Below are 16,072 nucleotides of genomic sequence, written 5' to 3' on the forward strand. Positions count from 1 at the left end.
AGGGCGTGGTCCTACAAAGAGCAGTTGCGTGAGATCCTTGATCGAAAGCAGATCAACGTTGTGCGAACCATGCTGGATCACTGGTGCACATGCGTGATGCGCTCCAAGGTCGAACCGATGAAGGACGTTGCCAAGATGATCCGCGCTCATATGGAAGGCATCGTGGCCTGGGCGCAGACACGCCAGACCAACGGATTCCTCGAAGCCATCAACGGTTTGTTCCAGGCATCCAAGCGTCGTGCGCGTGGGTTTACGCGAATCACAACGATCAAGACTGTCATCTTCTTGATCGCCGGGAGACTCGACTTCCACGCTATCAATCCTCATGCTGGGCAACCCACTTGAAATTCATCAGAGCCTTAAATTTCATCCTGACCAGTGAGTGTTGCTCTGAAAATTCGTGACACCCATTTCCAAGTAGCTTTTGATGCCTGCATCTCAAGCATTCAAATTGGCCATTGCCTGGTTCTTTTCTCATCTGTGTACGCGCTGAAGCGCCTTGGCCGACCCTTTGTTCAGGTTTGGAGCCTCTCACGCACACCGCGCCGCCTGCTCTCAGTTCAATCTCAATGAGCTTGCCAGGTCGCATGAACAATTAGCTTGTCACGGATAACTTTGATTTAGTAAGTTGGTGGATACATGCTTAAGCCGCATCGCCAACAGCGGTTGTCATCGAGCACGTCTTGACCCTTGCCAGAACACCATGCACGGGGCGCACCAGCTCAGTGTCTGCATCCGCGCCCATGTGGGTTTTCTTCGCATGAGGATGCTTTCATCGTGCATACGGGCGAATTCACCAAGTTGAACGAACATCCTGACTTTGGGGTCCACTTCAGATCAATGGTCACTGGAACATTCCAAAACCCTACAGTTCCCTAGATGGATTACAGCGATCGAAGCAGGTTTTTGGCATTTGTAACGCAAGAAAAATCATGAAATAAGATTTAATTTTATTGTCTATGCGATCAATGTAAGCATTGATTTCATTGACAAATAACAAAACGACAAATTCGTCCAATTTAATACAGCTAGTCGAATTTTTTTCAGTAGAATTAATCTTCATCATTACCAAATTGGCGATCTTTGCAGAAATGAATTTCATCAAATATCGTCTTTATTAAGAAGCAAGTACAAACAATATGACAGACTTAAAAAATGAAGGAAGAGATGAAGAAGCAATCCGTCAAAATAACTGGGAAAATAAAACAATCAATATTGCCAGTGTTATTCATGATGAAATTTGTCCAATGCTGACTTATATGCTCCACGATATGTATTGGATAGAAAAATTCTCAGAATGCAGCACAGTCAAAACGCGTGCAAATCAATGCATCGATCAGTTAACCAATGCGATGAACCGTTGCAGAACCATCTTGCTGGATTTGCCGCCCAATGATGAAGGACCTAGCTTGACTGAATCCTTGGATTGCATGATTAGCAACTTCAAAAAAATTTCAGATATTACTGTCAGCTCAGAAATTGATCATCTCATCAACCAACTTGGGGGGGAACAGCAAAGTGTGATTTACAGATCGTTGCAGGAAGCTCTTAGCAATGTCAGCAAACATTCGCATGCCAAGCATGTGCATGTCACAGCGAAAATTATGCTTCATCAAGTGCAGGTTCGCGTCGAAGATGACGGCATCGGTTTGGGGAGCGGTGATCTGAGTCCTGCATTCTGCATAGGTTTAAAAATGCAAAAACAACGAGCCGAAGATCTGGCTGGTCATTTTTGTATTCAAAATAATTCAAATGGTGTAGGAACAAAAATACACTTATCCTTCCCTATTGACTCTAATCTGATTTATTTATGATAAAAGTAATCCTGTGTGATGATCACGAATTGGTCAGAAAGGGAATTCGAAATACACTCGAATCAGAGACAGATATTCGGATCGTGGCTGAAGCACAAAACTCTGAAGACTTAAAAAAAATCTTACGACAGCATGAATGCGACGTACTTTTGCTCGATATCAGCATGCCAGGCCGCAGCGGCTTAGAACTTGTCGAGCAACTCTCGAAAGAGAAAAACACGACACGGATTCTGATCGTCTCTATGCACCCCGAACAGCATTACGCATTGAGAAGCTTGCGAGCCGGAGCGCACGGATACTTTCACAAATCAGGCAATCCTTCACAGATGATTGGAGCGGTCCGACTCTTGGCACAAGGCCGATATTATGTACCCCCCGAAATTTCTGAGATTTTGGTGACTCATCTTAGGACCCATGAGAGCTCCAAAGTACATGACACACTGTCTCAACGAGAGATGGACACGCTCAAACTCATTGGTGCTGGACAACGATTAACAGACATTGCCCGACAAATGATGATCAGCCCCAAAACCGTCAGTGTTTATCGCAGCCGAATCCTGGAAAAGCTCAAGCTTTCCAACAATGGAGAATTGATTCTATACAGCATAGAAAACAATTTAAACACTTGAAATAATTAACTCAAATCACACACAAGAATATTTGAGGTCCCATGAATAGGCTGATTTACTGGGCCTTTCCATGGGTACTGCCTAAAAAATGACCCCAAGCAGAGGACTGACATCTCAGCCAACACCTGGAGTACATCTGCGAATTTTATTGATTTATTCAAAAAAATTATGAAGTTAAAATTTCTCTTTGATTCTACTTATTAATATTTAAATTTAACTGCCAAAATTTCCCAGCGCAAGTTCAAAAAGTGCAAAAAATGCTCTGTCCATGAACGGAAATAGGATCAAAAATCCTGCCAGGCCTGCGGTCAAAGTGACCGGAAAGCCCACAGCGTAGATATTCATTTGTGGCGCCACACGCGACATGACTCCAAGGGCAATGTTCACAAGAAGCAAGAGCACCATCACAGGCAATGCCATCCAAAATGCACTGGAAAAAATGAGTGCACCCATTTCATGCAACCGCCAGTTTTGAATCAATTCAAGCATGCTTGAATTTAAAGCTACAAATTTATAACTCTGAACAACCGCCATGAGCACCATCAAATGTCCATTCAAGGCCACGAACAAGAGTGCCGTCATATGGCCCATAAAAACAGCCATGGCACTGGCCTGAACGTTGTTTGAGGGATTGAAAAAACCCGCAAAATTCAAACCCATTTGCAAGCCAATCAATTCACCCGCTAATTCTGCAGCGGCAAAGACGATGCGAACAGAAAAGCCAATACTCAAACCCACCATGATCTCGTGCATGACAACACGGATCGCAGCTGGGTCGGCCAAGCTGACAAAGACTTGATCTGGCATCAAACCGGAACTTGACCACGCCACCAGCAGCGCCAATCCCACGCGGATACGCATCGGAAATGATCGAGAAGAGAAAATAGGTGCAACAGAAAAAACAGCGAGCACCCGGATAAAGGGCCAAAAAAGAGGCGACAACCACTGAAGCAACAATATTTCAGAAAATGCCACAGCCCGGCCTCAAACAATCAAGCTTGGAATGGACTCCAGTGTTCTCCGAATGTAGTCCACCATGGTGCTCAACATCCAAGGTCCAGCAAAAATCATGACACCCACTGCCACCAGCAATTTGGGTACAAATGACAAACTGGCCTCATTGATTTGCGTGATCGCTTGAATAACGCTCACGAGCAAACCCACCACCAACACCGTCAGCAAAATGGGCATCGACACCATCAGCAAGATCATGAGCGCCTCTTGACCTTTGGTGAAAACCATTTGCGCATCCATCAGGCACTTTCAAAGAAAACTGGCTGCCAATGAGCCCAGTAACAAGTTCCACCCATCGGCAAGAACAAAAAGCATGAGTTTAAATGGCAAAGCAACCAAAACGGGGGAGAGCATCATCATGCCCAAAGACATCAAGATGCTGGAGACCACCAAATCGATGACCAAAAAAGGAATGAAAATCATGAAGCCCACTTGAAACGCAGTTTTCAATTCACTGGTGACAAAGGCAGGCACCAAAACCCTGAGTGGCAATTTTCTAATGTCCTTGATTTGTTCGATGCCCGACATTTTTTGAAACAATGCCAAGTCCGATTGCCGTGTTTGGCGCAGCATGAACTCACGAAGTGGGACTTCTGCTTTTGCAACGGCTTTCTCAAAAGTCAATGCATTAGCGCTGTAGGGCTTCCATGCTTGCTCGTGAATCCGATCCAGGGTGGGCCCCATGACGAAAAATGTCAAAAACAGGGATAAACCTATGATCACTTGATTGGGTGGAACAGACTGAGTTCCCAAGGCTTGCCTGAGCAATGACAGCACAATCACAATGCGTGTGAATCCAGTCATCATCAACAGCAAAGCGGGAAGAAATGAGAGTGCTGTGAAAAACAGCAAGGTCTGTATCGGCACCGAATAGCTTGTGCTTTCGCGGCCTTTGCCAATCACCAAGGGCAACTGTGGCCCCACTTGAGCCCATCCCTCGGATGCGATGAGCAGCGAGCAAAGTCCAAGCCCACAAACCACCCAACATCTGTAGCGGTTTGACATCATGGCATTTTCGAAGTGTCAGGCTCAGCGGCCAAGCGCACCGGCGTGCTGTGCAAGCATTGAATGGATTGCGCTGTGACACCCAAAACCAAATGTGTCCGCTCATGGATGGGTCCAGTTTCAAGCACCACAACGCGTTGTTGTGGGCCGATCGCAAGTTGGCTGATCAGGCGAACTTGATCGGGGTCAATCCCTCTTATTTTTTGATGGGCAATCAATCGGCGAACCATGAATGGCAAGCTGGCAATGATGACAATCACCAATGCCCATACAAAATACCCAGCGCCAAATTCTTCAGACATGTTGACGGCTCGCTCTGCGCAATCGTTCTGAAGGCGTGACCACATCGGTCAAACGGATGCCAAACTTCTCATTGACCACCACGACCTCGCCTTGGGCAATCAAATAGCCATTGATCAGGACATCCATTGGACCACCAGCCATAGACTCCAATTCCACCACCGAGCCTTGAGCCAATTGCAAGATGTACTTGATGGGCACACGTGTTCGGCCCAACTCCACCGTCAACTGCACAGGGATGTCCAACACCATGTTGATGTCACCCAGCAGCGGACTGCTATTGGATGCGCGGGTTTCATCAAACTTTCCGTAATCGCCCTCCTCTATGAATTGCCCTCCTTGCTCGGGATTTGGATTCGACTTTGATGAATCTCCTGAAAGGGGTCCTATCCACGAATTATTTTCATGATCTGGTTTCACTTTATCTGACATACGAAGCTCCAAAACGAGTGTGTTCGGACGAACTCAAACTGCGCTCAACACGCAGCGCGTATTTACCGTTGTGGGTTCCAAACTGGCACTCGAGCACAGGAACGCCTTTGACCAAGGCTTTCACAAGGTTTGGTCGCTCTAACTCAATGAAATCTCCTGGACGCAAAACCATGAGTTCTTGAACCGACAATTCCGCATTGGCCAGTTCAGCCACAATCGTGACGTCTGCCAACTGGATTTCTTTGACGAGCATGTTGACCCAGCGCTGATCAACCTCGACTGCATCCTCTTGTATGGTGGTAGACAAAACATCCCGAATAGGCTCCAGCGTTGAATACGGAATGCAAATGCGCAAAAAGCCAGCGACAGTCCCAATTTCCAGACCGAATGTGGTGGAGACCACCATCTCGCTGGGGGCAGCAATATTTGCAAATTGGGGCTGCATTTCCGATCGTTGGTATTCCATTGAAAGGGGATAAATACCCTTCCACGCCTTGATGTATTCTTCTGTGATGACATGCACCACACGTCGAATGATTCTCTGCTCAGTACCCGTGAATTCTCGTCCTTCGATTCGTGTTTGGTATTTAGCATTACCGCCAAAAAGGGTATCTATGATGCTATAAATCAATATTGAATCGCACACGATCATGCAGTTCCCGCGCAAAGGCTTGACAGCCACAATATTGAAATTTGTGGGGACCGGTACATCGCGCAGGAACAAACTGTATTTTTGAAATTGAACGGGTTGCACAGAAATATCTGGTGCACGTTTGATCAAGTTATAAAGACCTACACGCAGATTTCTTGCAAAACGTTCATTGACAATTTCCATGGTCGGCATACGACCACGAATAATTTTTTCTTGATTGGAAAGAGTGTAGGGACTATCAGGACCAACATCTTCTGCGTCATCATTTGATAGATCGAATTCGACCCTGGCCTTATCACCCGCGTTCAGCAGCGCATCTATTTCTGCCTGTGATAAAAAATCTGATCTCATGGCGCTGCCTATTGAACGATCAAGCTGGAAAATAAAACTTCAAGCACAGGGTTTGTCGCTTGATTTTTGGAAGGAGTCGTCTCTGGGTGGTCAGGCTTGACTTGTTCGGTTTGTGGACTGTCTGGTTTGACACCAAAAACCCTTCCAACTTCAACCAAAATATCGAGTGCTAACTTCTCTTTTCCTTGCCTTGAGAGCAGCTCTTCCGAAGCTTTTTGTGACAAGGTGGTCAAGATGGCACTTCGAATGGTCGGCAACATTTTCTTGATTGCTTCTGCACTTTTTTCCTCTCGAATTTGGAAGGTGATGCCCACTTGCGCGAAACGATCACCCCCCAAATCACTCAAGTTAATCACCATTGGATCAAGCGGGAAATACAACTTTGGAGCTTTTCTCAACTTGGATTCCTCCGATTCGACCTCTTTGTTTTCTCCTTTGACTCGGTCAAAATAGAACCAAACACTGACGCCAACTGCGCTGATGATCAGCATCAAAACGATCAACCCAAACAATTTCTTTCGTCCTTTAGGATTAACCACTGGGTCCTTCTTTGGATCAGCCTCAATGTCTTGCACTTGTTGTCCTTTTGATCTCTTTTAACTTGTTATGACTGGCCTCCAGGCCATTCATATTCAAGCCCATTATTTATTTTTTTCAAGCGTCAAACCCCGGATTAAGGCTCTAAAAACCCTCCTGTTGAACGCATCCAACTTCATGCAAAGACATCTAGAACCTGCCCATGATGAACAGACTTCATTTCACGGAGCACTGGATCAATTGCCAACACATTGGCCAAAGCAGGTTCACTTTCATGGCGCTGTGAAGGCAGGCTGTATGCAGATGGCTTATGGGGTGAATTTTGAGCACTACCTTGACCAACAAATGAGCCTGCCAACTTCAAGCCCTGATCGGCCAATCGCTCGGACAAATTTTCAATATGCGATTCAATCGCCTCACGGTACTGCGCGTGTTCAGTTAAAAAATAGACTGTGGCTTCTTGTCCATTGAGCACTATTCGCACCTCTAGGCTGTCCTGTCCAGAATTTGGAACCGTCAACTCCGCCATCTGCAGGCTTCGTTCAACCCATTGCGATACGGTGTCCGTCAAATTTGAAGTCCACTGAGCATCTGGGCTGTGACTTGGCGGTACAGCTTCTGTGCCCATCGTCTGGTTCGTGAAATTTTGACCGATATTGAGATCCAAACTGACTTGTGCTGACTCTGAAAAAACAGGCATCCATAGATCATTTCCAAAATCTTTGAAATCTTTGACCCCAACAGACTGCCCCGACCTGACAGCTTCACTGCTGTCAATCGGTGATTTGAAAAAAACTTCCCTTGATCTGAAGTTATCGCTGTCAGTGGCACAGTTTTTGGGAGATTTTTTCTCCACAATAAGCAAGCCTATTGAGGCGGCCTGGGAAGTTGCTTGAAATTCAGATGTTGATGGCAGCGACAAACTGGCGGCCGCACTTGAACGCGATGCCAGAGGTGCATTTGCCAGTGCGTTGACTGACTTATCCGGAAAGACCCATGGGATTTGTTTTTGGTTTTCTGAAATTGGCACGTCAATGCGAGAACTGAACTCAGAATAAAACACGGCCAAGGGCTTTGGTGGCGCCTCCATCAAAGCAGGTTCCAACCGTCCTGGAAACATTACAGGCAGGGGGAATGGTGAAAACACAGTTGCTGGTGCAATGGATTGCGCAGGTACAGTAGAAGGTGAGCTTCGCTCAACCCATTGGTTAACGGGGTCCGCCCAATTTGAAGTCCACTGTGCATCTAGGCTGTGACTTTGCGGAACAGCTTCTGCGCCCACCGTCTGGTCAGTCAATTTTTGACCGCTATTGGGATTCAAACTGACTGGCGCTGACCCTGGCATCACAGGCACCCATAGGTCATTTCCAACCTCTTTGAAGTCTTTGAACCCAGCAGAATGTCCCAAGTTGGCCGCTCCACTGCTGTCAATCGGCGCTTTGGGGGAAACTTCCCTGGGTCTCAATTTATCGCTGTCAGTTGACAAGTTTTTTGGAAATTGTTTCTCCAAAATAATCAGGCCTATTGGGGCGGCCTGATAGGTCGCTTGAAATGCAGATGTTGATGGCACTGACCAACTGCCAGCCGCATTTGAAGACAATGCTGTAGATGCATTTGACGGTGCGTTGACTGGCTTATTCGGTGGGGCCTGTGGGCTTTGTTTTTGCAGTTCTGTAATGGGCACGCCAATGCGAGAACTGAGCTTTGAAGAAAACATGGCCAAGGGCATTGATGGTGCTTCCATCAAAGCAGGTTCCACCCAACCTGAAGCCATTACAGGCAGTGGAAATGGTAAAGACGCCGTTGCTGGTGCTTTGGTTTGCGCAGGCACCAGCGAAGATGAAAATGAATTTTCCCTGACAGTTTCGGTCTCAGCTACGGGTGCTTGTTGAAGTGCAGGTGCAGGTGCATTGTTTTGAAACCAATTGGCAAGCCATACAGGATCGAGAACGGATCCAAAAGGATTTTCATTTTCCGAATCGTGTATCTGATTGGAAGGCGTCAAGGATGCGCCTTGCAGCTGCAACACACCGATCTCCAATATTGAATGTGTGCTTTGTATTTGCCCCTGAGAATCCGTCTGTGAAACAGGGGCAGAAACCATGTTTTCAAGCGTTTGTATAAAACTCGAAGAAACACCAGTCACTGACGGAAAAATGGATGACTGAGTTGTGGTGCAGTTAGCCCCTGTCAACAATGAGGCTGTAGGCCTTGCAATCACAGTCATGTTGACACCTTTGATTTTTTGATGCGGCCCAACTGAATAGCAAATTCATCGGTCTGTTTTTGCTCCTTTTTCAACACCTTGGCCTGGTGCTTCTCAATGCTAAGCCTTTGATATCGCTGCAATATTTGAACGCGCTGCTCAGCCTGAGTCCAAAGCAGTCTTTTGTTGGTGCACTTCAAATCTTTGTCTGCAACCACATCTTTTTGCATCGTGATTGCAGCCTCTAGTTTTTCAAGAAATCTATAGTTCTGTTGCATCACCATTTGAGGTGTGGCGTGGCTCGATCGCAAACTCCAGCGCGACTGAGTTTCGATGGCATAGTTTGCGAGCAGCTTGTGCTGCTCTTGCGCACAGTCAGCGTCTTGGTGGAGTACCAGCCACTGCCGAGCTAATGCATCACGCTTTTTTTGCGTGACTTCGATGGCCAAGTTGAGGTTTCGACGTTCACGCATCTTCTGGTCTCTCATGCAATAAATTGCTGCTGAAAATTTCAAACAATTGCGCGATGCTCTGATCTTGTGTACAGCATTCATGCATGCCTTGCTGCAAAAATGCCTGCATGGGCTCTTGCAAAGCAATAGCCCGGTCAAGACTTGCATCTGAACCATGCTGATACGCGCCCAATTGAATCAAGTCTCGCCCGCGAACAAAGTTCGCCAGATGGGATCTGAACTCATTGGCTTTCTTTTGATGCGACATTTCAGTCACGTTGTGCATCACCCTTGAAGCGGACTGCAAAACATCAATGGCCGGGAAGTGTCCTGATTCCGCCAGCTCACGTGTCAAGACAATGTGACCATCCAAAATAGCCCGGGCCGCATCAGCGATCGGGTCTTGCATGTCATCGCCTTCGGACAGTACGGTATAAAACGCTGTGATGGATCCCTCCCCATTGCGTCCATTGCCGCTGCGTTCAACCAATTGCGGCAATTTTGAAAAACACGATGGTGGATAGCCTTTTGTAGCAGGAAGCTCACCCACTGCCAGTGCAATTTCACGTTGCGCCATGGCATAGCGTGTGAGGGAATCCATCAGCAATAAAACATGCTGACCCTGTGCTTTGAAATACTCAGCAATTGCCGTGGCGTAAGAGGCGCCCTGCATGCGCAGCAAAGGTGGCAAATCTGCGGGTGCGGCAACCACAACCGAACGTTTTCGACCTTCGTCGCCCAGGATATCCTCAATAAATTCTTTCACTTCTCGGCCGCGCTCACCGATCAATCCCACCACAATCACATCGGCTTGTGTGTAGCGCGCCATCATTCCAAGCAAGACACTTTTTCCAACACCGGAGCCAGCAAATAAACCCAATCTCTGTCCACGTCCAACAGTGAGCAAGGCATTGATGGCGCGTATGCCGGTGTCCAAAGTTTGGCGAACGGGTTCACGCGCCATGGCATTGACGGGCGCTTGGGACCATGAAACTCTGTGCACGTTATCCAATGGCCCGAGACCGTCCAAGGGCGCACCAGAAGGGTCAAGCACTCTGCCGAGCAATCCGTTGCCAACTGGCAACAGTAAATTTGACCCACCCTGAGGTTTTTTTTCTAAGGAGTTGGGTGATTCACCCCAACGCAAAGCGGGCCAACTTGGACGATCCAGAACCACACGGCATCCGCTGTGCAGACCGTTGATGTCTGCCGCAGGCATCAACAAGGCCACCTCGTCTGAAAATCCTACAACTTCAGCCAAAATACTCGACAGGCCAGCTTGCTCAATGTGGCATTGCGAGCCAATCGGAGCTCTGAGCCCTTTTGCTTCAAGCATCAAACCTGATACTCGGCTGAGAGTTCCGCTGGATTCAAAGTGCAAACCCCGCTTTAACCTGGCATGTGCATTTTCAAAATAACTCTGCCAATCCTGTTGCACTTGCTCAAGCATGCCCACCCTCCTGCTCTTGAGGACTGAAAAGCAACAATTTTTTCGCAAGTTCCATTCGACTGCTCAAGGATGCATCGACTCTCTGGCCTGCTGATTCCACAAAGCATTGATTGGCCTGCAGACTCCTATCAGGCAACCATTTGACATCTCTTTCTTGCAAGCGCATGGGCAAAAATGCTTGCATGGCACTCCAATCTGCAGGGCACAATCGCACCACAAGCGCGCTGTCTGAGTTTGTGAGCGTATCAACAGCCTGTCGTATCACCGCTTGCAGCGTGTCGTGATATTGGGTGTCTAAGACATGGCAAACCACCTGAGATGACATGTCAACGACCAATCGCATGACAGACTCAGCCAATTGAGCCTGTACCAAATTCCAGCCCTCCTGTGCGGAAGTGAGCAAGGCATGCAACTGCACAGCATTGTCTTTTTGCTGCTGCTGAATAAAGGCCTGCATTTCCAGCGCCAACTGAACATCAAACTCTGCTTGAGCCAATTCGTAACCGATGGCTTGACCTGCCTCTCGTGCTTGGTCGATTTGAATTTTTTCATGTTCAAGCATTTGATATTGCTTGTGCCCCATGGGGTCCGACACATCAGGGAAATTCCAGTTGACAAAATGTGTGATGTGTTCACTTGGGATCAAGGCTGAAATGCTTGTCTTTGGTGGTTTAAACATAACTGTCGCCCCCCGTATCTCCCAAGACAATTTGACCTTCATCCGCCAATTGACGCACTGTCTTGATGATTTCTTTTTGCTGCGCTTCAACATCTGACAAACGCACAGGGCCCAAACTTTCAAGGTCTTCCCGCATGGACTGCGCCGCGCGCGCTGACAAATTAGCCAATATTTTTTCTCTCAACTCAAGAGAGGTCCCTTTGATGGCCAACACCAATTTATCCGACGAAATTTCTTTCAAGGCCAGTTGAATGGATTTGTTGTCGAGTTTGATCAAATCTTCAAAGACGAACATCATGTCTAAAATTTTCTGAGCCAAATCATTGTCTTCCCTTCGAATGGCCTCCATGACATTGTTTTCTAATGATGATCCCATGAAGTTGATGATTTCGGCAGCACATTTGACACCGCCAAGATTGGTTTTTAGCAACGACTCACCACCTGACAAGGATCGGTATAAAACTTCGTTCAAATCCTGCAATGCAGCTGGTTGTATGCCTTCTAGACTGGCGATTCGAACAATCACATCGTTGCGAAGTCGATCAGAAAATTCTTTGAGAATATTGGCGCTTTGCTCGTAGTCCAAATGAACCAAAATTGCGGCAATTATTTGTGGATGTTCATTTTTCAAAAGTTCTGCCACGGAGATGGCATCCATCCACTTCAAACTCTCGATGCCAGAATCGTCATTGCCCTGCATGATCTTGTCTAAGAGCATTCCGGCTTTGTCTTCTCCCAAGGCCTTCTTGAGCACATTTCGAACATAGTTGCTTGTATCGGCTACCAGCAAGCTTTGCGAAGACACGCTATTGGAAAATTTACTCAGTACTTTTTCAACGCGATCTCTCGATACTGAGCGCAAATTTGAAATTGCTTCACTCAGCCTGTGCACGTCTTTGGGCGACAAGTGTTTGAACACTTGTGCCGCGGCCTCCTCCCCCAATGACATGATCAGGATAGCGGCGTTGTTCAAACCCGGATCTTGAAGTGAACTCATGGCTCGCCGTGTCAGGTGTTATCGCCCTGGATCCATGACTTGACAATGTCAGCCACAGCCGCCGGATTTTCTTTCGCCAATTTGCGTACATCTTGCAAACGCTGATCAGACGCCATCGACTGAATCGCAAGTGCCGGGGGGACATTGGAAGGAAGCGCAATGACGGGTTCAACAACAGGTCGTTGAGGCAAGTCCGCCACCACCGCATCCAGCAGGGGTTCCACCGCATGCGTGGTCATTCGAAGTCCGCGCAACATGGGACGTAACACCATGAACACGGCAAAAGCGGCAACAACAACACCAATGAGCCACACCATGTTTTTGATCATGGTGTGAATTTCGGTCTGTTTCCACCATGGGATTTCAACTGCGTCAAATTTTTCGACATTAAATGTTCCACTGATCAATTTAACTGAATCCCCACGATCTGCTTTAAATCCGATCGCCTCTTTGACCACTGCGGAGAACTGATCCATCTGTTCAGGGCTCAAAGGTTTGGCAGCGGGTGCATCTGCGGCGTCAGAGACCGTGCTGAGAACCTTAAATTTGTCATTGAGCACCACAGCAGCACTGACGCGTGTCAACGCACCTGTTGCAGATTTGACTGTTTTGACCGTGCGGTCAATTTCGTAGTTGGTGACTGAATTTCGGGTGCCGTTGCTGGACTGACTATTAGGGCGAGCAACGCCGTTCACATTCGAAGCTGTCGCGTTCAATGGCATGGTGGAAGGCGCCACTGCTTGATTAGAACTGGCACCAGGCACACCGGACACCGAGGCGTTGGCGATGTTGTTGTTTTCAATCAGTTGCTGACTTCGAATCACACCACCATTGGTGTTGGGTTGATGAGACTCCGAGGTGTACTCAACTTGGGAGAAATCGATGTCAACGCTGACCTGTGCCTTCACATTTTGACGCCCCACCAATGGGGCAAGAATGTCTTCAATGCGATGCGCCAAGTCAATTTCCACTTGCCTTGTGTACTGTATTTGCTGTGTTTCAGGTCCACCTGCTGCGCCACCAGGTGCTGACAAAAGATTGCCAGAATCATCGACCACGCTGACCGATTTGGGGTCAAGTTCTGGAACGCTAGAGGCCACCAGGTGAACGACGCCTGCAATTTGCGATCGATCCAGGAATTTGCCACTATGCAAGCTCAGCAAAACAGAGGCTGAGGGTTTTTGTTGTTCTCTGAAAAATCCATTTTGTTGCGGCATGGCCAAGTGCACACGCGCACCTTGGACAGAACCCAATGACTGAATGCTTCGGGTCAACTCCCCTTCAAGTCCGCGCTGGAAAGTCAACCGCTCTTGAAATTGCGTCATGCCAAAGCGGCTAGTGTCCATCAGCTCATAACCAACGCCTGAGCCTTTCGGAAGACCCTGGGTTGCCAGGCGCAGTCGAATTTCATGGACTTTATCGGCGGGCACCAAAATTGCACCACCTTCAGAGTGCTTGTAAGCAATGTTCATCTGCGACAACTGCGCAATCACACTGCCCCCATCTTTGTCAGACAAGTTGACATACAAGATCTTCCAATCCACTTGTCTGCTGAGCAAATAGCCACCGACGAACAATGCCATCACCAAAAAAATGGCGGACAACATGCGAAAACGCTGCGCAGGCTCGAGTCTTGTGAACGTATTGAGCGCTGCTGCCCCCATGGCGTTATCAATCAGTGCGGTGGTCATGGGTCGAGTTTTTCATCTGGATTGGGTTGCAAGTCGTGCCATCAACAGTGCTTGGATTATTCAGAGCACTGGCGCATCCAAAACCTCAATAAAGACTCGAAAAACACCCCTTTTCTGAGCACGGACCGCGTACCCAATCCTCTAGCATTGGCCTGAATGACATTCAATTCAACTCATAAACCGGAAGTGATTGACACATGCAAATCAGCACACAAATCATGTCTTCAACGATCAGTCCTGTACGAGGCAACAACGCCAGCGGCAGCGCACGTTCAGTGGGGGAATCTGGTGTGGCCCCCAGTTTTACCCATGCACTGGCTTCTGTGAGCGACTTGCAATCGCAAGCTCAAAATCTCCAAAAAGAAGTGCAAATGCAAAACCCTGATGTCAGCATGGAAGAAGCCATGGTTGCCATGCAAAAAGCACAAATTGGATTTCAAGCCACACTGCACGTTCGAAATCGAATGGTTCAAGCGTATTCAGACATCATGAACATGCAGGTTTGATCAATCACACGAACAATTTCTCTTCAATTCAGTACCAAGCTTCCTCCGTGCATGACTTTTTCCAAATCCTCTAGCCAAGGATCCGACATGCTGCGAATTTGGGCATCATTGCGAAGAATTTGAAGCATGATGCGGCGCTTTTCGTTTCGATCTTCAATGGAAAAAGCATGGGTTTGGCTGTGATTTCGCAACTCTGATATCAAAATAGCACATGCACCTTCTGACTGGACGACCTCTTCCCATGCGCCCAACTTGGCCGATTCCAGCATGCTGCTGCTGATGATTTCAATGGCACGGTAGTAGTCAATCAATTGGCTAGGCATCATTCCACCTCCATGGGGCGCAACGATTGGGCTTGTTCTGCGACGACTTTCTTCCAGGCATCTGCAATCGGATCCATCAGGCGAAGGACCTCCTCAATGGGCAATGGGTCGTTGTAAAAATTCGCTTGGGTCAGGCGCTTTGCGCAATATCCATACAAATCGCTCAAAGATTGCGCGAAACCATCTTCTGAATTTTTGATCAATGCGGCTTTAAGACCTTCGTCTAATATTCGCACGGCTTTCCCGAGCGCCAGGCCTTTAACGGCGATGTTGTTGTCACTCAGCGCCTTGTGTGCACGCAAGAGTTGAATGTGTAAATTCTGAAACAATAACATCATCAATTGCCCAGGCGAGGCACCATCAACCTGGGTAACTGCGCCCATATTTCGGTAGGCGTTGGCGGCTTTCGCATGGACTGACAAGTACATTTTTATTCCTTCGCTTTGTCATTAACGGCACAAATTTTCAAAACGTGAGCGATAAAACATGAAGATTTTTGGTTCTCTTGAAATTTGAGTGGGTAAGCTTCTGCCATATTGATCAACTTTTGAGCGTGAATTGATGACTGCCAAGCTGTTTGAATCTGCCCTGGGCATCACTGACCCGTGGTGCGTTGCCTCGGTTGAGTTCGACGAAGGTGCCAAGACCTTGACGATATTGATTGACTTCAAAGTCGGCAGTCGCTTTGCAGTCTCGGGTCACGATGGGCTGCATGGTGTGCACGACACGGTGGCCAAGACGTATCGGCACCTGAACTTCTTTCAACACGAGTGCCATCTGCAAGTTCGCACGCCTCGCGTGAAACTTCCCAACGGTTCGGTGCGGTTGGTCGAGCCTGATTTTGCCGGGCGACTTAATGGCTTCACCTTGCTGTTTGAAGCCTTCATTCTGATGCTGTCTGGCCAGATGCCATTTGCCGCCGTCTCGCGTCTTGTCGGGGAGTCGCCGCACAAGGTTCTGGCCGTGTGCGAAAAGTATGTTGAGATGGCCTGTGGCTTGGCAGATCACTCGGATGTCACGGCACTGGCGATTGA

At 47.8% G+C, this 16,072-nt stretch carries 20 protein-coding genes; 5 read left to right on the top strand and 15 right to left on the bottom strand.

Features of this window, described 5'->3' with window-relative positions; all coding sequences use genetic code 11:
- The 3 genes from AMM33_RS20810 to AMM33_RS20825 form a co-directional block, all read left to right on the top strand.
- Positions 1 to 345, top strand: a 345-nt coding sequence (locus tag AMM33_RS20810) for a transposase (protein ID WP_194945627.1), incomplete at its 5' end; no start/stop codon positions are given.
- Between the two features lie 794 nt (positions 346 to 1,139).
- Positions 1,140 to 1,814 carry a sensor histidine kinase gene (locus AMM33_RS20820; RefSeq protein ID WP_194945628.1) on the top strand — a complete coding sequence of 225 codons (675 nt, stop codon included), beginning with the start codon at positions 1,140 to 1,142 and terminating at the stop codon, positions 1,812 to 1,814.
- Complete coding sequence (locus tag AMM33_RS20825) at positions 1,811 to 2,443, top strand: response regulator (protein ID WP_090143153.1); 633 nt, start codon at positions 1,811 to 1,813, stop codon at positions 2,441 to 2,443. The genes AMM33_RS20820 and AMM33_RS20825 overlap by 4 nt, the downstream gene beginning before the upstream one ends.
- Positions 2,444 to 2,656: 213 nt before the next feature.
- Here AMM33_RS20825 and fliR read toward each other — a convergent pair whose 3' ends face one another.
- From fliR to fliF, 13 genes are all read right to left on the bottom strand, one after another.
- The gene (fliR, locus tag AMM33_RS20830; RefSeq protein WP_228768286.1) at positions 2,657 to 3,418 is read right to left on the bottom strand and encodes a flagellar biosynthetic protein FliR; all 762 of its coding nucleotides are present in this window, start codon (positions 3,416 to 3,418) and stop codon (positions 2,657 to 2,659) included.
- A gap of 9 nt (positions 3,419 to 3,427) precedes the next feature.
- The gene (gene fliQ, locus AMM33_RS20835) at positions 3,428 to 3,697 is read right to left on the bottom strand and encodes a flagellar biosynthesis protein FliQ (protein ID WP_090143154.1); all 270 of its coding nucleotides are present in this window, start codon (positions 3,695 to 3,697) and stop codon (positions 3,428 to 3,430) included.
- A gap of 9 nt (positions 3,698 to 3,706) precedes the next feature.
- Positions 3,707 to 4,462: a flagellar type III secretion system pore protein FliP gene (gene fliP / locus AMM33_RS20840; protein WP_194945629.1), complete on the bottom strand. Its 756-nt coding sequence runs from the start codon at positions 4,460 to 4,462 to the stop codon at positions 3,707 to 3,709.
- On the bottom strand, positions 4,462 to 4,764 hold the full coding sequence (locus tag AMM33_RS20845) for a FliO/MopB family protein (protein ID WP_090143156.1): 303 nt from the start codon (positions 4,762 to 4,764) through the stop codon (positions 4,462 to 4,464). The genes fliP and AMM33_RS20845 overlap by 1 nt, the downstream gene beginning before the upstream one ends.
- On the bottom strand, positions 4,757 to 5,194 hold the full coding sequence (gene fliN, locus AMM33_RS20850) for a flagellar motor switch protein FliN (protein WP_090143157.1): 438 nt from the start codon (positions 5,192 to 5,194) through the stop codon (positions 4,757 to 4,759). Before fliN ends, AMM33_RS20845 begins: the two co-directional genes overlap by 8 nt.
- Positions 5,184 to 6,197: a flagellar motor switch protein FliM gene (gene fliM / locus AMM33_RS20855; RefSeq protein ID WP_090143158.1), complete on the bottom strand. Its 1,014-nt coding sequence runs from the start codon at positions 6,195 to 6,197 to the stop codon at positions 5,184 to 5,186. The genes fliN and fliM overlap by 11 nt, the downstream gene beginning before the upstream one ends.
- 8 nt (positions 6,198 to 6,205) lie before the next feature.
- On the bottom strand, positions 6,206 to 6,772 hold the full coding sequence (fliL, locus tag AMM33_RS20860) for a flagellar basal body-associated FliL family protein (protein WP_194945630.1): 567 nt from the start codon (positions 6,770 to 6,772) through the stop codon (positions 6,206 to 6,208).
- 137 nt (positions 6,773 to 6,909) lie between these two features.
- Positions 6,910 to 8,961, bottom strand: coding sequence for a flagellar hook-length control protein FliK (locus AMM33_RS20865; RefSeq protein WP_090143160.1), 2,052 nt, complete (start codon positions 8,959 to 8,961; stop codon positions 6,910 to 6,912).
- Positions 8,958 to 9,413 (bottom strand): flagellar export protein FliJ, encoded by a 456-nt coding sequence (locus AMM33_RS20870; RefSeq protein WP_194945631.1) that lies wholly within the window; start codon positions 9,411 to 9,413, stop codon positions 8,958 to 8,960. The genes AMM33_RS20865 and AMM33_RS20870 overlap by 4 nt, the downstream gene beginning before the upstream one ends.
- Entirely contained in the window at positions 9,406 to 10,842 is a 1,437-nt protein-coding gene (gene fliI, locus AMM33_RS20875) for a flagellar protein export ATPase FliI (RefSeq protein WP_090143162.1), read from the bottom strand. The genes AMM33_RS20870 and fliI overlap by 8 nt, the downstream gene beginning before the upstream one ends.
- A complete protein-coding gene (locus AMM33_RS20880) occupies positions 10,835 to 11,521 on the bottom strand; it encodes a FliH/SctL family protein (RefSeq protein WP_194945632.1) in 687 nt (228 codons plus the stop codon). The genes fliI and AMM33_RS20880 overlap by 8 nt, the downstream gene beginning before the upstream one ends.
- Complete coding sequence (gene fliG, locus AMM33_RS20885; protein ID WP_090143164.1) at positions 11,514 to 12,518, bottom strand: flagellar motor switch protein FliG; 1,005 nt, start codon at positions 12,516 to 12,518, stop codon at positions 11,514 to 11,516. Before fliG ends, AMM33_RS20880 begins: the two co-directional genes overlap by 8 nt.
- 11 nt (positions 12,519 to 12,529) lie before the next feature.
- Entirely contained in the window at positions 12,530 to 14,209 is a 1,680-nt protein-coding gene (gene fliF / locus AMM33_RS20890; protein WP_228768287.1) for a flagellar basal-body MS-ring/collar protein FliF, read from the bottom strand.
- Between the two features lie 197 nt (positions 14,210 to 14,406).
- Between fliF and fliE the strand changes: the two genes are divergently transcribed.
- Positions 14,407 to 14,715, top strand: a complete 309-nt coding sequence (gene fliE / locus AMM33_RS20895; RefSeq protein ID WP_090143165.1) for a flagellar hook-basal body complex protein FliE — start codon at positions 14,407 to 14,409, stop codon at positions 14,713 to 14,715.
- A gap of 23 nt (positions 14,716 to 14,738) precedes the next feature.
- Here fliE and AMM33_RS20900 read toward each other — a convergent pair whose 3' ends face one another.
- Positions 14,739 to 15,038: a flagellar protein FliT gene (locus AMM33_RS20900; RefSeq protein ID WP_090143169.1), complete on the bottom strand. Its 300-nt coding sequence runs from the start codon at positions 15,036 to 15,038 to the stop codon at positions 14,739 to 14,741.
- Positions 15,038 to 15,466: a flagellar export chaperone FliS gene (fliS, locus tag AMM33_RS20905; protein ID WP_090143166.1), complete on the bottom strand. Its 429-nt coding sequence runs from the start codon at positions 15,464 to 15,466 to the stop codon at positions 15,038 to 15,040. Before fliS ends, AMM33_RS20900 begins: the two co-directional genes overlap by 1 nt.
- Before the next feature lie 133 nt (positions 15,467 to 15,599).
- Here fliS and AMM33_RS20910 point away from each other — a divergent pair.
- Positions 15,600 to 16,072: transposase family protein (locus AMM33_RS20910; protein ID WP_194945633.1), on the top strand; the 473-nt coding region annotated here is incomplete at its 3' end.

Origin of the sequence: Limnohabitans sp. DM1 (genome assembly GCF_001269385.1) — a bacterium.
Taxonomy (GTDB): Bacteria; Pseudomonadota; Gammaproteobacteria; order Burkholderiales; family Burkholderiaceae_C; genus Limnohabitans_A.

Bases quoted from the DNA above. Each gene is read 5' to 3' on its own strand.
- AMM33_RS20820 (WP_194945628.1), top strand. From the start codon at position 1,140: ATGACAGACTTAAAAAATGAAGGAAGAGATGAAGAAGCAATCCGTCAA.
- AMM33_RS20825 (WP_090143153.1), top strand. From the start codon at position 1,811: ATGATAAAAGTAATCCTGTGTGATGATCACGAATTGGTCAGAAAGGGA.
- fliQ (WP_090143154.1), bottom strand. From the start codon at position 3,697: ATGGATGCGCAAATGGTTTTCACCAAAGGTCAAGAGGCGCTCATGATC.
- fliP (WP_194945629.1), bottom strand. From the start codon at position 4,462: ATGTCAAACCGCTACAGATGTTGGGTGGTTTGTGGGCTTGGACTTTGC.
- AMM33_RS20845 (WP_090143156.1), bottom strand. From the start codon at position 4,764: ATGTCTGAAGAATTTGGCGCTGGGTATTTTGTATGGGCATTGGTGATT.
- fliN (WP_090143157.1), bottom strand. From the start codon at position 5,194: ATGTCAGATAAAGTGAAACCAGATCATGAAAATAATTCGTGGATAGGA.
- fliM (WP_090143158.1), bottom strand. From the start codon at position 6,197: ATGAGATCAGATTTTTTATCACAGGCAGAAATAGATGCGCTGCTGAAC.
- AMM33_RS20865 (WP_090143160.1), bottom strand. From the start codon at position 8,961: ATGACTGTGATTGCAAGGCCTACAGCCTCATTGTTGACAGGGGCTAAC.
- AMM33_RS20870 (WP_194945631.1), bottom strand. From the start codon at position 9,413: ATGCGTGAACGTCGAAACCTCAACTTGGCCATCGAAGTCACGCAAAAA.
- fliI (WP_090143162.1), bottom strand. From the start codon at position 10,842: ATGCTTGAGCAAGTGCAACAGGATTGGCAGAGTTATTTTGAAAATGCA.
- AMM33_RS20880 (WP_194945632.1), bottom strand. From the start codon at position 11,521: ATGTTTAAACCACCAAAGACAAGCATTTCAGCCTTGATCCCAAGTGAA.
- fliG (WP_090143164.1), bottom strand. From the start codon at position 12,518: ATGAGTTCACTTCAAGATCCGGGTTTGAACAACGCCGCTATCCTGATC.
- fliF (WP_228768287.1), bottom strand. From the start codon at position 14,209: ATGACCACCGCACTGATTGATAACGCCATGGGGGCAGCAGCGCTCAAT.
- fliE (WP_090143165.1), top strand. From the start codon at position 14,407: ATGCAAATCAGCACACAAATCATGTCTTCAACGATCAGTCCTGTACGA.
- AMM33_RS20900 (WP_090143169.1), bottom strand. From the start codon at position 15,038: ATGCCTAGCCAATTGATTGACTACTACCGTGCCATTGAAATCATCAGC.
- fliS (WP_090143166.1), bottom strand. From the start codon at position 15,466: ATGTACTTGTCAGTCCATGCGAAAGCCGCCAACGCCTACCGAAATATG.